17 protein-coding genes are annotated in these 15,126 nt (G+C 44.4%); 6 read left to right on the top strand and 11 right to left on the bottom strand.

Annotated features, from left to right (window positions below; genetic code table 11):
• Window positions 1-212: 212 nt before the first annotated feature.
• The gene (locus C1I60_RS13300; RefSeq protein ID WP_137062129.1) at window positions 213-1,259 is read left to right on the top strand and encodes an RluA family pseudouridine synthase; all 1,047 of its coding nucleotides are present in this window, start codon (window positions 213-215) and stop codon (window positions 1,257-1,259) included.
• A gap of 88 nt (window positions 1,260-1,347) precedes the next feature.
• Here C1I60_RS13300 and C1I60_RS13295 read toward each other — a convergent pair whose 3' ends face one another.
• Entirely contained in the window at window positions 1,348-2,196 is an 849-nt protein-coding gene (locus tag C1I60_RS13295; RefSeq protein ID WP_137062128.1) for a hypothetical protein, read from the bottom strand.
• A gap of 273 nt (window positions 2,197-2,469) precedes the next feature.
• A complete protein-coding gene (locus C1I60_RS13290) occupies window positions 2,470-2,706 on the bottom strand; it encodes a helix-turn-helix domain-containing protein (protein ID WP_137062127.1) in 237 nt (78 codons plus the stop codon).
• A 581-nt stretch (window positions 2,707-3,287) separates the two neighbouring features.
• Between C1I60_RS13290 and C1I60_RS13285 the strand changes: the two genes are divergently transcribed.
• Window positions 3,288-4,706, top strand: a complete 1,419-nt coding sequence (locus tag C1I60_RS13285; protein ID WP_137062126.1) for an NAD-dependent malic enzyme — start codon at window positions 3,288-3,290, stop codon at window positions 4,704-4,706.
• Between the two features lie 93 nt (window positions 4,707-4,799).
• On the opposite strand, the gene C1I60_RS13280 is transcribed toward C1I60_RS13285, so the two are convergent.
• Window positions 4,800-5,480 (bottom strand): protein kinase family protein, encoded by a 681-nt coding sequence (locus C1I60_RS13280; protein ID WP_137062125.1) that lies wholly within the window; start codon window positions 5,478-5,480, stop codon window positions 4,800-4,802.
• Between the two features lie 42 nt (window positions 5,481-5,522).
• Window positions 5,523-6,257, bottom strand: coding sequence for an HAD family hydrolase (locus C1I60_RS13275; protein ID WP_137062124.1), 735 nt, complete (start codon window positions 6,255-6,257; stop codon window positions 5,523-5,525).
• A 374-nt stretch (window positions 6,258-6,631) separates the two neighbouring features.
• Here C1I60_RS13275 and C1I60_RS13270 point away from each other — a divergent pair, with 374 nt between their 5' ends.
• From C1I60_RS13270 to C1I60_RS13260, 3 genes are all read left to right on the top strand, one after another.
• Window positions 6,632-7,480: a hypothetical protein gene (locus C1I60_RS13270; RefSeq protein WP_137062123.1), complete on the top strand. Its 849-nt coding sequence runs from the start codon at window positions 6,632-6,634 to the stop codon at window positions 7,478-7,480.
• Between the two features lie 111 nt (window positions 7,481-7,591).
• Window positions 7,592-8,347, top strand: coding sequence for a threonine/serine exporter family protein (locus C1I60_RS13265; protein WP_137062122.1), 756 nt, complete (start codon window positions 7,592-7,594; stop codon window positions 8,345-8,347).
• 20 nt (window positions 8,348-8,367) lie between these two features.
• Window positions 8,368-8,802, top strand: a complete 435-nt coding sequence (locus C1I60_RS13260; RefSeq protein ID WP_137062121.1) for a threonine/serine exporter family protein — start codon at window positions 8,368-8,370, stop codon at window positions 8,800-8,802.
• Window positions 8,803-8,934: 132 nt separating this feature from the next.
• Here the strand turns inward: C1I60_RS13260 and C1I60_RS13255 are convergent, their stop codons facing one another.
• Both C1I60_RS13255 and C1I60_RS13250 read right to left on the bottom strand, forming a co-directional pair.
• Window positions 8,935-9,456: a GNAT family N-acetyltransferase gene (locus C1I60_RS13255; RefSeq protein WP_137062120.1), complete on the bottom strand. Its 522-nt coding sequence runs from the start codon at window positions 9,454-9,456 to the stop codon at window positions 8,935-8,937.
• A 320-nt stretch (window positions 9,457-9,776) separates the two neighbouring features.
• Window positions 9,777-10,226 (bottom strand): PLAT/LH2 domain-containing protein, encoded by a 450-nt coding sequence (locus C1I60_RS13250; RefSeq protein WP_170970795.1) that lies wholly within the window; start codon window positions 10,224-10,226, stop codon window positions 9,777-9,779.
• Window positions 10,227-10,684: 458 nt separating this feature from the next.
• Here C1I60_RS13250 and C1I60_RS13245 point away from each other — a divergent pair, with 458 nt between their 5' ends.
• On the top strand, window positions 10,685-11,773 hold the full coding sequence (locus C1I60_RS13245; RefSeq protein WP_137062118.1) for a M24 family metallopeptidase: 1,089 nt from the start codon (window positions 10,685-10,687) through the stop codon (window positions 11,771-11,773).
• A gap of 110 nt (window positions 11,774-11,883) precedes the next feature.
• On the opposite strand, the gene C1I60_RS13240 is transcribed toward C1I60_RS13245, so the two are convergent.
• The 5 genes from C1I60_RS13240 to C1I60_RS13220 all read right to left on the bottom strand — a co-directional run bounded on the left by C1I60_RS13240 (window position 11,884) and on the right by C1I60_RS13220 (window position 14,805).
• Window positions 11,884-12,888, bottom strand: a complete 1,005-nt coding sequence (locus C1I60_RS13240; RefSeq protein WP_252361696.1) for a sigma-70 family RNA polymerase sigma factor — start codon at window positions 12,886-12,888, stop codon at window positions 11,884-11,886.
• 43 nt (window positions 12,889-12,931) lie between these two features.
• Entirely contained in the window at window positions 12,932-13,279 is a 348-nt protein-coding gene (locus C1I60_RS13235) for a hypothetical protein (protein WP_137062117.1), read from the bottom strand.
• Between the two features lie 17 nt (window positions 13,280-13,296).
• The gene (locus tag C1I60_RS13230) at window positions 13,297-13,614 is read right to left on the bottom strand and encodes a hypothetical protein (RefSeq protein ID WP_137062116.1); all 318 of its coding nucleotides are present in this window, start codon (window positions 13,612-13,614) and stop codon (window positions 13,297-13,299) included.
• A 76-nt stretch (window positions 13,615-13,690) separates the two neighbouring features.
• A complete protein-coding gene (locus tag C1I60_RS13225; RefSeq protein ID WP_137062115.1) occupies window positions 13,691-14,107 on the bottom strand; it encodes a DUF8551 domain-containing protein in 417 nt (138 codons plus the stop codon).
• A gap of 161 nt (window positions 14,108-14,268) precedes the next feature.
• Window positions 14,269-14,805: a sigma-70 family RNA polymerase sigma factor gene (locus C1I60_RS13220; protein WP_137062114.1), complete on the bottom strand. Its 537-nt coding sequence runs from the start codon at window positions 14,803-14,805 to the stop codon at window positions 14,269-14,271.
• Window positions 14,806-15,126: the final 321 nt, after the last annotated feature.

The raw sequence follows: 15,126 nt of genomic DNA, 5'->3' as shown, positions 1-15,126 counted from the left end.
CGCATATCGGCTTATCTTTCGTTACCTTTAGTTTACCGGGGTTCAGGGTAATGTTCAACCGCTGGAAGTCCATAGGCATGATGTATAATGAAATTCTTATCGAACCCTTTCTACCATGGCGTTCGCTGTTTTCTCATGATATAGTGGACACGGTGCCGCAAGTTTGTCCATTACTTATGATGAGACACGGTATCAAGAAGGAGAAAGAACCTATGAACAATCGTAAACCCAATCGAAAAAATCATACAAAATCCACGCCAAACACAGGCAACTCCAGACGCAGCCACAAACCCGCCGGAAAATCCGGCTCACATAGACCCGATGCACGGGGCAAAGCGGGGGTTTTTGATAAAACTGCTGCCCGAGAGCACGGTAAACCAGAAAAAAACGTTGCAAAAACTTACATCGTGCAGGAACCTGCCGAGCTGTTGAATTTTTTGGTAGAGCATGTGTCTGGCATGGGCCGCAATTCCATTAAATCAGCGCTGGCCCGTGGACAGGTGTCCGTGAACGGCATTCCTCGGACTGTGTACAATTTTCCGCTTGAGCAGGGTCAGACTGTAGCGCTCTCCAAGGAAAAAATCACTCCCGAGGTGCCGCTGACCGGGCTGCGTATTTTGCATGAGGATGAAGCCATTATTGTTATCCACAAGGATGCCGGGCTGCTGTCCGTCGCCTCTGCGCAGGAACAGGAAGTAACAGCATATCGTCAGCTTACGGCACATGTGCGACGAGAACATCCATACAATCGTATTTTTGTGCTGCATCGTCTGGACCGTGATACATCCGGAGTTATGATGTTTGCGAAAAGCGAAGCCATACAGCAGGAAATGCAACAAGCGTGGAAGGAAGTCGTGTATGAACGAACGTACATTGCTCTTGTAGAAGGACAGGTTAAAAAAGCTGCGGGTACCATCACCTCATGGCTGAAAGAAAGCAAGACGCTGAAAATGTATTCCAGCCCGTATCCGAATGACGGACAGCACGCGGTTACTCATTACAAGCTGCTTCAGGCCAATCGGCATTTTTCTTTGCTGGAAGTACGTTTGGAAACCGGACGCAAGAACCAAATCCGCGTTCATATGGAGGATATCGGCCATCCGATTGTGGGAGATAAAAAATACGGCTCCAAAGCCAAATCTATCGGTCGCCTTGGTCTCCATGCGCGGGTGTTGTCGTTTATTCATCCCGTCACTGGAGTATTGCTGCGGTTTGAATCCGACATTCCTAAAACCTTTCTAAATCCGTTTCGGGAGTAGACTTATGTAAGACAAGCAGGAATAATTGGAGCGGAATAAATCTACGGGAAAATCAGGGGGCTGTATGATACAGCCCCCTTTTTATTCATTAAGCGGTGTACTTTCGGACACCATTAGCTGTTTTCATCAGCTCGTCCCAAATGGAGATCGGTGTATTGCAAACGGGACAATTCATCCGACCGTTTAAATAGGGTAAATGGGCCAAAAGGTTGTTCTCTTCAATTTTTTGGGCATATTGATATAGCCATTGTAGATTAGAGCCTTTAGGGTCCAATGAGCCGGGTTGGATCGAATAGGGAATCAGATTGTTTGAGTTTACCGGATCTTTATCGTAAACCACCAGAACATCACTTTGTTCAGCAGGCCAAATATAGAGCGAAGTTCCGCAATGCGGACAATCCAGCGTATATTCATCACCAGTATCAAAGCTTTGCAGCATAAAAGCTACACATCGATAACCCTGAAAGGCAGCCCCCGCAGCCAAAACATAACGCTTGCCAACATCTCCTTCGTGGTCCTTGGCATACAGCACTATTTCCTCGGTTAATCCTGTAAGCCGGACAATGGCTTGTTGGTATTGTTCATATATATATTCAGCCAAATCTGCATCCAATTCTACCTGATCCCTTGCAAATTCCAACGGAACTTTTGTATGTAATGGATTAACATTTTTGGCTTCGAATATTCCGCAAATATTATAAATATCCGCTCGAATACTTATATCAGAAGTGCTTAACGCAATATCTACCAGGTACGGTACAGCTGCGAAGGTACAAGTATATAACGTATTTTGGTGATACAGTTCCTCCCAATACAAGGTGTCAGCCATTTCGCCGTCATATCCGGCTTGGAGCTGCTTCAACATTTCCGGGACGTATTGAGAGGAACCATAGGGGCCTTGGAGCAAAGCCCAGGCCGGATCGGACAAAGCCAGCATCTTGAAACTCCTTTCACCATTTTACTTTCAGTGTAACATGGGATGGGATTGTGAAATTCTTTTTGCTATCAAATTCATTTTAACTTCATAATTCTTAGCTTCTTACGTTTATTTAATATACGCTTATTATTAGCTGAAGTTTCTTTTCTCATTTTACGCAATGCCCAAAGTCACTTTCCCTGCAAGTCTATAATCATATTCGGTTAAGCTTGCGATATTGTGAAGGTGACACGTGTTTTCTGACGAAAAAAAATCGACTACAATAAAATCCGTTCAGATATCCGCATTTTTCCCAATATCATCCAGCTTATATTCTGTCTCCAGCAATAAAGTCCAGGCCTTCTCAAGACGCAGCGCGGTTACATACCGGATGGCTGTCAAGCCCACCACCGTCTGAAAGCGCCTCGTGAATTGCACGAGACTTAACCCCGAACATGGGCGTTTACGGCCTTCATTTTCCTTGTCCTGCTGACTGTGCGCCAAATGTCCACAAAGCGTTCTATTCATCATCTGCTTTGTCATTATAAATCCTGTTACTAAAGATTAGCTAAACGTGAATTAAAGTATATGCGTATGATGTTTCGGCATGTCAAAACAAAGCTCGCTCAGGTAATAGCGTCCAGCAGCCTTAAAGCCTTGCGTGTGGACTCGCTCAAGCCGTCTGCTTCTGTCAGAACTTCACGGATATATGAAAGCCAGCGCGGTTCTTAAATAGACAATGCGATCCGGTGGACTGCGGGTGCCGCGAAAAACGATGGTTCGGGAGATTCATTGTATCTTTAATGAAGACGTTCACGAGGATTTGATCAAGAGCGTACGTGAATGTTGTTTCCAGGTTAATGGATGAAATTTATTACGGCAAAAATATAACGTAGCTTCGGAGCTGAAACAGAGCCTGGAATTTGTCCTTTTTTGATGCAAATGTGAGATTTAATTCAGCTTTATCTGTACAAGTGGGAGATTGTTCACTATGATAGGGAAAGAATCCACTAATTTGAAATATTAAATTCACCTCTTAGGCACGCTTTCGATTGTAAGCGCAAACATTTGATCCTACTTATTTTGTATGGAACACTAAAGGAGGAATTTATATGCAAGGCGGTATTGGCGGTAAAAATATCATTTTACGACTGGAAATTTCCACTGAGCACATCCAATTTGGTCAATTGATTACGCTGGTCAACGAACATGGCGGGGATGTTATTGCAATTGACGTCATTCGCACCTCTGAAAAGGTCACCGTGCGGGATATTACGGTTACCGTTGCTGATCCGGCCGAAATCGACCGAATGATTGCCCAGATTAAAAAAGCGCAAGGCGTGAAGATACTGTCCATCTCTGACCGGACATTTCTGCTGCACCTTGGAGGTAAAATTGAAATGCAGCCCAAGGTTCCGATTCAGAATCGCGACGACTTGTCCCGGGTGTACACTCCAGATGTAGCACGTGTGTGTATGGCGATTCATGAAGAGCCGGACAAAGCCTTCCGTTTGACGATCAAACGTAACACGGTTGCAGTCGTCTCGGACGGAAGCGCTGTCCTCGGCTTGGGCAATATTGGCCCCTACGCGGCTATGCCGGTCATGGAAGGCAAAGCAATGCTCTTCAAGCAGCTTGGGTCTGTCGATGCTTTCCCGATTTGTCTGGACACACAGGACACTGAGGAAATCATCAAGGCGATCAAGCAAATCGCTCCAGCTTTCGGCGGTATTAATCTGGAGGATATTTCATCGCCCCGCTGCTTTGAAATTGAGCAACGGCTACGTCAGGAACTAGACATTCCTGTTTTTCATGATGATCAGCATGGCACCGCTGTTGTGTTGTATGCAGGACTGATCAACGCCCTTAAAGTCGTCGGCAAAGCACTGTCCGAGGTCAAAATCGTGGTCTGCGGTATCGGAGCTGCGGGAGTAGCCTGCACTAAAATTTTGCTGTCTGCGGGTGCCGTTAACATCATTGGTGTAGATCGCCACGGAGCCATTACAGCTGATGAAACATACGATCATCCGGTGTGGAACTGGTACGCACAGCATACCAACCCCGAACGGTTGTCAGGCACGCTGTCCGAGGTTCTGAAAGGCGCTGACGTGTTTATCGGTCTATCGGCAGGCGGACTACTCCAGCGGGAAGACGTAAAACGCATGAACGAGGCTCCCGTGCTGTTCACCATGGCTAACCCGGTTCCCGAAATTGCACCCGAGGAGATCGAAGACATCGCAGGTGTCATTGCCACCGGACGTTCAGACTACCCTAACCAGATCAACAACGTGCTTTGCTTTCCCGGCATATTCCGTGCGGCGCTCGACTGTCGCGCCCGTGAAATTAACGAGGAGATGAAGCTTGCGGCAGCCGAAGCCATTGCGAGTACGATCCGTCCCGAAGAATTAAACAAGCTGTATATCATTCCCGGCGTATTTAACGAGAATGCCGTTCAGCGGGTGCGTGAGAAGGTCATTCAGGCTGCGATTGAGAGCGGAACCGCCAGAAGAGTACCTCGCGATTTCAGGTAAAAGTTAACTACCATGTAACGTGCCAAAAAGGATTGCTCCCCTACCTAATACGGGTGCAATCCTTTTTTATAAGAAGATCAAGATCTTCTGCCATTATGATTTCCATTTGGAAAACAGTTGGCTGGCGCGTTGGGCGAACTCCTCCAGATTAAAGCTAGAGTTATCCAGCTTGTAGTACCATTTTTTAATTGTATCCAGAATCCATGACGGAACTTTAACCTCCGAGATACCTGAGTAAAACGTATGATACGCCCACACCAGATGCTCCCAGCGCTTGTCATCGCCCTCCTTCACGTATTCGGATACGTCCAATACCTTGGCGCGTCCATCTTGCATCAGTACATTTTTGAGATGAATATCACGCGGGTTCAGCCCCTTGGATCGGACAAACTCCCTCGCCTCTTCCACGTCCAGAATGACCTGCTCCGGCACAGGAATGCCTTGCAGCAGACAATCCAGCAGCGTAATACCTGATTCATAGCTTATGACAATATACTTGTCACCTTTCCCGTAATAATGTGGAAAAAAATCAGAGCCCCGCAAACGCTCGTATACATCGGCCTCCGCATCCTTTTTCTCGATCGCCATGTCTGAGTACACCTTGAACGCGTAGCCGGGCAACGTATCGAGCGTAAATACGGCCGCATCCGTCCCGATGCCAATACAACGGACGTCATGGGAGACTGTTTTAATTGTTACCGGATCATTATCCTCCGTACTGTAAACAGTCACTTGACTTATAATTTCGTCTGCCTGCCTCCATTGTTCAACCATGCGCGATCCCTTCCTTCTCTGTTCTAAACCATTGGAATGAAGTTAGACATCTGTCGGATACAGCAGTAATTTTTTCAGTTCTGAATAGCTTGCTGCTGCTTCATAGGTTCCTGCTATCTCGGACTCCGGGGCAACCTTTCTGTGATTGAACCAGATGACCCGCCAATTCGCCGCTACAGCTCCCGCCACGTCATTACGCCAGGAATCCCCAATATAGCAGCAATGCTCCGCCAGAGTCCCTGTCCGTTCATTCACTACTTCGAAAATACGTGGATCAGGCTTGGCATAGCCAACCGTTCCAGATATAAAAATATGCTCTCCCGCAATATGATTTTCCAGCGCCATCGCCCGTATTTTGCCCATCTGGTGATCTTCGAGACCGTTCGTAATCAAGCCAACCAAATATCCAGCCGAGTTCAACTCGTCCATTAATAATGTAGCTCCCTCGAAAGGCTCAATCCGATACTGGCGATCCAGGTACTCTTTTTGGATATCCACTGCTTGCTCACGGGTAATATTCACCCCAAATTCCTGTAAAGCTAGAACAAAACGACCTTCCCTCATATCCTCCAGCTCATCCTGCCCCGCTTTACCCTCCAATAGTCCTCCTTTTGCTGATAACACATCACTGTAATAGCGAATACGATGATAGGCCTCTTCATAAGGAAAACGCTCACTCAAACCTAATACTGTACGCAAAGCATCGCGAGTAGGGTGCAAATGATCGTACATTGTATCATCCACATCAAAAAAAACGGCCTTCTTGTGCAAGTTCATATACCCACTTCTTTCTGTAAAAATCATTGGATGACGTCCATCCTCACCTTGTCCTGATATTATACCCGCTGACCCGATACGTTGCACCTTACTCCTTCGACATCCATAGCTCGTATCCATTCCCGCATTCACACTTCACCGTGGCGGTCATAAACTGAAAAGACATCTTTTTCATATACTCACTTTACTTCTGTACTGTTCTAAATATAGGCATCACGTCCTGTTTTGCCCCGAAAGCGGTTTATTCCATAGAACACAGGTAAAAGGTCACATTTTTGAAAAGATTCAGCATACAGGTTTACATTTCGTGTAAAATCACGTACCTTTTAGGGATGAACGCTTTATGGATGTACTTGGATAAGGAGGCATACACGATGAATTCCGGTTCTAACCCTGCCTACGGATCAGCTACACCTTTGATTGAGGCACTTATAGAATTTGAACAGGAGCTTGAAGCGAACCGGCACTCTCTGGGTTTTGATTTGGGATTGATTATGGAGCATGGCCGCGCGCCACGATATATGGCTACACCGCCGGATGTGATTCCCTTTGCCCACGCAGGCGTGGACGGAATACATTACGGCTTTTTAACGGATTTTGGACTTGTAAAGGATCTTTCGCAGGCCCCCATTGTATGCATATCCCCTGTTGACTGGACAGGTGTATGGGTGGTTGCCCGCCACTTGCAGGATTTTTTAAGTGTTGTTTATACAGAGAACAGTTCATTAAAGCGCTACTATGCTAATGGACAGGATTATACAGGACATCAGCCTCCTCAGGCCGTAGATGAACGCACTGCGTTTGTGCGGGAATGCTTTCGGGAGCGCTTCGGTGTTCAAACGATTCAGGATATGGCTGCCTACATTGACAGTTTGCGAACCGAGCGTAAGCAAAACGAAGCTGCCCCTACACTGAACGGCTTGGGCATTCCGGCATTTCCTTCTTCCGCAAAACAGCATTCCTCTATGAAGAGTGCTCTTTTAAGCGTGGCAGAGCCCTTTCATTGGGATAAACAAGGTGAAACGGTTCGTGATTTGTTCCGCAACGCCTCGCGTGAAGCGAGATTAGCCTTTATCCGGGATGCTCAAACACGCCATCTGTTCACCCATTCTGCCCTTCGTGTTTTTGTAGCAGGACAGCTTAGATCCATGGGCTTGTCTGAGGCTGCAACACATTTGGAAGAGTCCTACTATACAGTTATTCCCGATACGATGGAATCTTGACGGTTTCCTTCTTATCTCCCACACAACCGCCTCTGAAAGGGCGGTTATTTGTGCTACAATATATACAAATAATACGGCCAAACGGCCCGGTACGAATGAAAGAGAGCGAGCATGAATAATCATTCCCATCCTACCCCTGAGATCATCGAGGTTTGTCTGCTGGCTGGCAAGCTCATGATGCAAAATGGAGCCGAAACCTATCGTGTCGAAGATACGATGTCCCGCATTGCCTTAGCCTACGGCATATCCCAGTCCCATAGCTATGTGACACCGACCGGGATTTTTTTTGCCATTAACGACTCGGAGCCCGCCAAGCTGATCCGGATTGTGGAGCGGACCACCGATTTGCACAAGGTAGTAGAGGTTAACGCGATTTCACGTAAAATAAGTCGGGGTGACCTGGCACCCCGCGCAGCAGTTACGGAGCTGTCCAAGATTGAACGTGGTCCTCTCCGCTATTCCAATCGCGTGCAGCTGATGGCTGCGGCATTGGCGAGCGGCTGCTTTATGATTATGTTTGGCGGGGTCTGGCGAGACTTCCCTGCAGCCGTTCTCTGTGGCGGGGCTGGCTTCGCGGCTGTGCAATATTTTCACAGACTCGTTAAAGTTAAGTTTTTCTCGGAGTTTTCTGCATCCTTTTTAATCGGCTTGCTGGCGGCCTTACTGACAGTTGCAGGCTGGGGCCAGATGATGGACAAAATCATTATTGGCTCCGTTATGCCATTGGTGCCAGGCTTATTAATTACTAATGCCATTCGGGATTTGATGGCCGGACACCTCGTTTCGGGCATATCCAAGGGTGCTGACGCTTGCTTGACGTCCTTTGGCATTGGAGCTGGCGTTGCGGTTATCATTTCGTATATGTGATTCGGAGGAGATCCAAGTTTATGCTTGCACAATTATTCACAAGCTTTATTGCTACCGCTGCATTCGGCATTCTTTTCCACGCTCCCCGACATTCACTGTTACAATGTGGCTTCGTCGGGATGTTGGGCTGGCTCGTCTATTATTGGACTTCAGACAGCATGGGACCCGTGAGCGCCAGCCTGTTGGCAACGGTTCTAATCGGAATCATCAGCCAGAGTTTGGCCAGACTGTACAAAATGCCTGTTATTATTTTCAGCGTGGCTGGCATGATTCCGCTCGTCCCGGGGGGAATGGCCTACAATGCGATGCGACAGTTTGTACAACATAATTATCCTCAGGCGCTGGAGCTGGCTATGAGCACACTCATGATCGCAGGTGCCATTGCTGTCGGCTTGGTACTGTCCGAGGTGCTCAATCAGATTTTTCGCAACATACGTTTTAAATCTCACCGTTGAACGACGGGGATAGACAACATCTTTTTTTCACAACATAAAAAGGCTGCTTCCAAAACCACGCACAATTGTAGTGCACAGAACATTTTGGATGCAGCTTTTTTCATGTTCACCTTATAAATGATGTTTGTTCGTCTATTTATCCTCAACATCCACTCGTTTACCCAGAATAGCCAGATCCCGCTCTATGCTGTCCAGCACCGCAATACGCGGATAATAACCCCATTGTTCAAAACCGAATTTCCGCAGCAAGGCGATACTCGGCTTGTTGTGACCGAATACAAACCCCAACAGCGTCGTAATTCCAAGCCCAGGGCATTCATTCAGTACATGCTGCACCATACGGCTTCCTGCTCCAGTTCCACGAGAGTCTTCATGGACATAAATACTGATTTCCGCCGTACCGTTATAAGCTGGACGTCCGTAAAAAGACTGAAGGCTGGCCCACCCTGCAATCGTCTCTTTATGTCTCAGAACCCACAAAGGTCGATGGTCTTCTTGATGAGCCTCAAACCATGGGATACGGCTCTCCACTGTCACGGGCTCCAAATCTGCCGTTGCCATTCGTCCTGCAATGGTGGAATTATAAATGCCCACAATAGCCGGAAGATCCTCCCTGCGCGCAAATTCAATGGAAAAAGATTGGCCCCTATTCATCGTTTGTACCCGCCTCCTGCTCTGTTGATTTATTTCATTGTACAAGACAAGCGCCTGAACAGCCATATCAAGTTGTTTTTTTGCAGATTAGACTCGAAAAATAAAGAGTTAGAATCATTGCAATTTATTAAGCTCCTCGAAATGATTCAGCTTCCTCTCTCAGACTCATGAATTCGCAGGAATTCTTAAGAAGGTCCTTGATCCAGATCAAACCATTTTGAAAATGACAAAAGAGTCCATTAGCTGCAAGATCATATGGCAGCTGCTGAACTCTTTGCCCTTTTCATGTTTTTAGAGGAGTAAATTTTCGAAATCCAGGTTTATCTCTTGTATCCATGACCATATTTGTTTACTTTAGTAGTAGATGATACTTTTGTTTTATTATTTGATTTTGTGGAATATTGATCAATTAGATAATAGTTTTCATTATCATCTGAAGATTTAATCCAGGTATTTACATTAAATCTCTGGGAGCTAAGCTCACCATTATATATTGTAAATATATCAATGAAATCTACTCTCCAATCGGGCGATTTTTTGTTAGTTGGTTTTACATAAAGAAGAATTTCTTTTATTGGTCCTATATATTTTTGTGCTTCAAGGATGTAAGTATCAATGTATCCCTGTTCAAAATCATTATTGGTATCATAATCGAGATACCAATCTCCTTCGGTTCCTTGAGTTCCAATCAATTGGATATAGACATCGTCATCAGTACCAGCATTATTGACATTCGATGTGTAAATGGTTGCATAGTAATTATGTGACATGTTAAAGCACATCTCCTTTTTTGGGTTAGTATTTGTTACTACTTTTTAAATTATGCTTAAAGGGGCACAAGTAAGGGTTATTTCGATATTTAATCGCATCAGACTAAGGGAATGACAAAACCTGCTAACCTAATGCATAAGCTTCTACCATCTATTAACGACGCTGGCTAGCCCTACTTTTCCCCACCTTTCCATTGTTTATGCAGCATCCAGAGATTGAGCATAGTCATAACATTTAATTGAACGGAGAACGATAGTGGAAATAGCGGGCTGAAACAGCAGTGGCAGTCTAAGATTTTATTTTCAACGAATCATTGCGTAAGGCTATTGCTGAAGCAGGGGAAGATAATTAAACCGTTTTGATCTATTATAGTGCTGATTTAAAATCGCTTTGGATTTATGTATACTCGTGCAATAAGCGTTATAATGAATCCATGAATAGAAAGGAATGAATCTGTATGAATGATAAAATAACCCGGCTGTATGATGAATTGAAGTCACAATCATGGGACGGATTGCTCGTCACCGATCCCAAGCATATCTACTACCTGACTGGCTTTGCCAGTGAGCCGCATGAGCGATTTCTCGGCTTGGTGCTGCTTCGGGACGAGGAGCCTGAACTGATCGTGCCTGCATTGGATGCAGAGGCTGCCCACGCCGCTTCTTCCGTGACTCGCATATCCACTCACACAGATACAGACAATCCATATGATCTGCTGCGCCAGCGCACAGGTACTGGAGTGAAGGTGTTCGCGCTGGAAAAGGAGCACGTCTCCGTACTCCGCTACGAACAGCTACATACTGCCATTGATGCGGCCCAATATGTGGATCTCGGCCCTCTGCTCCAGGACATGCGCGTAAGAAAAACACCTGAGGAAGTACGGCGTCTGAAACATGCCGCACAGTTGGTGGAGGACGCACTCCGCCACGGCCTGACCCACGTGCGTGAAGGCGTGACAGAAGTCGAGCTGGTTGCCGAAATTGAATACCAGATGAAGAAAATCGGCGCAGATGGCCCGTCCTTTGACACCACGGTGCTGTCCGGACCCAAAACAGCGCTGCCTCATGGTGTTCCGGGCACCCGCAAGCTGCAACATGGCGAACTGCTCATGTTTGATATGGGCGTATATTCAGATGGTTACGCCTCAGACATTACGCGCACTTTTGCTTTTGGCAAGCTGACGGCTGAGCTGGAGACGATTTATCAGACGGTACTCCGCTCAAACGAGGCTGGTATTGCCGCCATTCGTCCGGGTGTATCCTGCGCGTCGGTAGATCAGGCAGCTCGTGCAGTTGTAGAAGCTGCTGGGTATGGCCCAGCCTTTAACCATCGGGTTGGACATGGCCTTGGCATGAGCGTTCACGAATATCCGTCTGTGCATGGCAGCAATGAAGACCTGCTTCATGAGGGCTTCGTGTTCACGATAGAGCCCGGTATCTACGTGCCAGGCCTCGGCGGTGTACGGATTGAAGATGACGTTCTGGTCACCTCTGACGGCGTAAAAGTCCTGACCTCTTTTCCGAAAGAGCTGACGGTGCTAGGATAAGTCCTTTTTTCACTTTAAAGCTCATGATGAAAGCTGCGTGGGCTTTTTTTACCCTTATGATTCTAAATCGATCGAGAGCAGTTGTGATTTGCGTTTAACTTTGCTATACTTTATATAGCTAGTTTTGCTTTTTTACGGATATAGTAAAGAACACGTTTTGAATACTTTGAAATATCATAGCCGGATATTTTAAGTACATCTGTTATGTCTGTAACATTCAAGACTTGTTTATGTTCTTTACTCATCTCTACAATTAAGTTAATTTCTTCTCTGTATTTTGATTGAGCTTCAATTGGGATATTCTCAGTATCCTGTTTTTGTTTGTCAATTTTTTTCCTGATGCGTGCTAACGTCCTGCTGATTGTCATGGGGTATACGTGGAGTATTTCGGATATCCGGGAGTTATTTGCACCTTTCATAATTAAGTGCATTACCGTTTTTTCATGTTCTGTAAACAGAGTACTACATAACAGTTGTTGAACATAAACCTTATTAATCACAAGTTCATCCATGTTGTGATGTGAGTTGTCTGTAGCTTCAAAGTTATCTATTGAATCAAAATGTTCCATTGCATCACTGAATTGAGCAACTTCTCTATAACGCTCTACAGGAACTTGAAGGAGCTTCGCCATTTTTTGCTCACTCGGCCTGTAGCCTAGTGTATCTTCTATCTCTACCATCCTTCGGATCATATCAATAGCTCCCCGACTAAGTCTTACCTCTTGAGAGTTGCTATATAATAACTGGTTAACCTCCCATAAAATTGGTCTTACTACATACGTAGTAAATTTAATTCCTCGATGAATATCAAAATCCTTGAGTGCCGTTAGTAATCCTATACATGCATGTTGGTATAAGTCATCCTCAGTAACCTTGAATTTCATTTTTAGATCTTCTATACTTCCCTTATATCGCATAATAATCGAAAACATAAATTTACGATTCTCTTGAAGAAACTCCCCAAGAAGGTCTTTGTCCTCTTTACACGCACAGATCAGCTTTATATTATGCATATCCTTCACAGCAGGTTTTCTTAATTGTACATACGTATCACTAAGCAATTCGTTCACCCCGTATTTTCTGGCGATACCAGCATAATGAAATTCCTTCTCCATTGATCAAGCTCACACTCTAGTAGTCGGTCTACCATTTTAGAATTTATTTATCCGAATAGTTAATACGATACATATCGCCGGAATCATCCAAGTATAAAAAATTCTTTGAACGCGTTTGATTAGCTTGCATCGAATCCAACACATACTCATGCTGGGAAAAGAACTGCTGCTCCATTTCCTGGACCAAAGACATATATTCATTCATTTGCAATTCGAGCAATTGATTACGGGCCCCAAGTTGTCTATTTTGGGAAATCAGATGATGATTTTTCCTTTTAAGCTCCTTATTCTCTTTGACAACTCTCTGAATTTTGCTAATAATTTGTATAAATTCTACTGAATCAGAATCTTCCCCATCTTGCTGATACCTGTGGTTGTTCGTATAGTTCATAGCCTTTCCTCCAAAGTTTATTTATAGCGATAGTCAGTAAAATCCTTAAGATGTATTTCGACCCGATTCAGGTTACAGTCAGGTTCATCTGCTAGTGTTTGTTCCAGCCTTTCAAACATAAGCAGCATGCCTTTGCTCACAGGCGGCTTACATGTGTCTTCCCCTGCGTCGTATCTCGCCCACCACTTCCTCAGGGACTCCATTGTTAGGGTCTGATTGATATAATCCCCACAGTGCTTACACCAAAGAACAAGGGATTGATCGCATTCCATCTCTTCAGGAACAAAAGAAGATTCAGCCCCACAGTGGGGGCATTTATTCATATAACCGATCATGTTCTATAACCTCCTCCCTAGGTGCTGTTCCTTAAACTCGGTCAGGTAGAGAATTAGGATCATAGCTTTTGGTTCGTTATATTAAACGAAGGGTAACCTTCGGGTCTGTCAAAAAATAATAGGATACTTCTATTCTTTTGCGGTCAGCGCTCTCCGTGTAAAATTCAAAACAAAAATCTCGCCCGCCCTTTACAGGATGAGCTACCTGGAAATAGAGACCTTCACTATAATCTTTACAATATACGTGGTTAACAATTACATTTTCATCTACCACTAAGGACCAATAATCGGTAGGGGTAATAACATCCGCCTTTATGGAAATAGCGAAAAACTCCAGATCATTAGATATCTTAAAAGTGTCCGTTACCGCCCTTTTACCCTCTAAAGCTCTTAAACCATCTAAATCAACCCTGCGACTTGCTATGCACGGCCTTGTTTTGGTAGGATAGAAAGGTGGATCTAATCTTCCACCAACTATATAGCGACTCAGCATGTAAACTACCTCCCTTTTTAACAATTTTCATTAAATTTTCAGAATCATTCACTTGCAATGCCTCGGCCAGATATGTATACTAAAAATGTATAGTAAGGGGCAGTGCGTAGTGCCTTTCTATTTCCTTTTGATTTTGTTCTGATAGTGGTATATCAGAATGTTTATTTGTCAATCTCATTTTTATAGAGATCTCTTAGTTTTTTCACGGCTCGACAAGCATGGGATTTATGAATATCAAGATAATGGGCAATTTCTGCAGGTTTCATATCCATTCCTTCTTCAGTGAATAGCATGAAATTTATGATTCGTTGCTCCTGTTTTGTGAACCTGTTACGGTTGCTTAAATAGTCTACTTTCACGTCTGCTAAATTAAACCCGTAATCATTCACTTGAACCGAGTAATAATTGGCCATTGAGCCTTCTTCATCTGTGCCATCGCAAAAGTTAACGGTTGTACTGAACTGTGTAATTTTACGTTTTTTTTTACGATAATAGTCAACCACAGAACGTTTAATAACCGTATGTGAAAAAGTAGATATATCCTTTTTTATATTGCCTTTGTGGATTGCTGTCAGAATTTGAACGATTGAATCCTGTTTTACATCTTCCCGATCCTCCTCGTTAACACCACGAAGTATAAAGTTAAAAATATGATTTAAGGTATCTGGGTTAAATGAGCTAACATTTGTCGTTATCATCGCGGTTCTCCTATTTTAAATAGTTTATTTTAATTCAATAGGTTCCAGTTCACTCCGTTCCCTCCTTAAAACTTGTACCACAACTCCTTTCCGATTTCGACAATTAGTTTCCACTTTTTTCTTTATCTTACCCTACTCTTTTTTTAATACGTAATACATTTGAATCAGTTCCATTTACCTAATTAAATATATAATTTTTAGGATTCTACTCTAATAGTCGTCATATCTATTAGAAGAGTTGCAATTTATCTACACTTTTTCAAAAATACGAACCTATGTTCCCATTCTAATAGGTATATATAACCTTGTCAATTCCTAACA

This window comes from Paenibacillus terrae, from assembly GCF_005217525.1.
In the GTDB taxonomy this organism is placed as follows: Bacteria; Bacillota; Bacilli; order Paenibacillales; family Paenibacillaceae; genus Paenibacillus; species Paenibacillus terrae_C.
The sequence above is the reverse complement of the archived record's forward strand: the minus strand, read 5'-3'. Positions and strand labels throughout refer to the sequence as shown.

Bases quoted from the DNA above. Each gene is read 5' to 3' on its own strand.
- C1I60_RS13300 (WP_137062129.1), top strand. From the start codon at position 213: ATGAACAATCGTAAACCCAATCGAAAAAATCATACAAAATCCACGCCA.
- C1I60_RS13295 (WP_137062128.1), bottom strand. From the start codon at position 2,196: ATGCTGGCTTTGTCCGATCCGGCCTGGGCTTTGCTCCAAGGCCCCTAT.
- C1I60_RS13290 (WP_137062127.1), bottom strand. From the start codon at position 2,706: ATGATGAATAGAACGCTTTGTGGACATTTGGCGCACAGTCAGCAGGAC.
- C1I60_RS13285 (WP_137062126.1), top strand. From the start codon at position 3,288: ATGCAAGGCGGTATTGGCGGTAAAAATATCATTTTACGACTGGAAATT.
- C1I60_RS13280 (WP_137062125.1), bottom strand. From the start codon at position 5,480: ATGGTTGAACAATGGAGGCAGGCAGACGAAATTATAAGTCAAGTGACT.
- C1I60_RS13275 (WP_137062124.1), bottom strand. From the start codon at position 6,257: ATGAACTTGCACAAGAAGGCCGTTTTTTTTGATGTGGATGATACAATG.
- C1I60_RS13270 (WP_137062123.1), top strand. From the start codon at position 6,632: ATGAATTCCGGTTCTAACCCTGCCTACGGATCAGCTACACCTTTGATT.
- C1I60_RS13265 (WP_137062122.1), top strand. From the start codon at position 7,592: ATGAATAATCATTCCCATCCTACCCCTGAGATCATCGAGGTTTGTCTG.
- C1I60_RS13260 (WP_137062121.1), top strand. From the start codon at position 8,368: ATGCTTGCACAATTATTCACAAGCTTTATTGCTACCGCTGCATTCGGC.
- C1I60_RS13255 (WP_137062120.1), bottom strand. From the start codon at position 9,456: ATGAATAGGGGCCAATCTTTTTCCATTGAATTTGCGCGCAGGGAGGAT.
- C1I60_RS13250 (WP_170970795.1), bottom strand. From the start codon at position 10,226: ATGTCACATAATTACTATGCAACCATTTACACATCGAATGTCAATAAT.
- C1I60_RS13245 (WP_137062118.1), top strand. From the start codon at position 10,685: ATGAATGATAAAATAACCCGGCTGTATGATGAATTGAAGTCACAATCA.
- C1I60_RS13240 (WP_252361696.1), bottom strand. From the start codon at position 12,888: ATGGAGAAGGAATTTCATTATGCTGGTATCGCCAGAAAATACGGGGTG.
- C1I60_RS13235 (WP_137062117.1), bottom strand. From the start codon at position 13,279: ATGAACTATACGAACAACCACAGGTATCAGCAAGATGGGGAAGATTCT.
- C1I60_RS13230 (WP_137062116.1), bottom strand. From the start codon at position 13,614: ATGATCGGTTATATGAATAAATGCCCCCACTGTGGGGCTGAATCTTCT.
- C1I60_RS13225 (WP_137062115.1), bottom strand. From the start codon at position 14,107: ATGCTGAGTCGCTATATAGTTGGTGGAAGATTAGATCCACCTTTCTAT.
- C1I60_RS13220 (WP_137062114.1), bottom strand. From the start codon at position 14,805: ATGATAACGACAAATGTTAGCTCATTTAACCCAGATACCTTAAATCAT.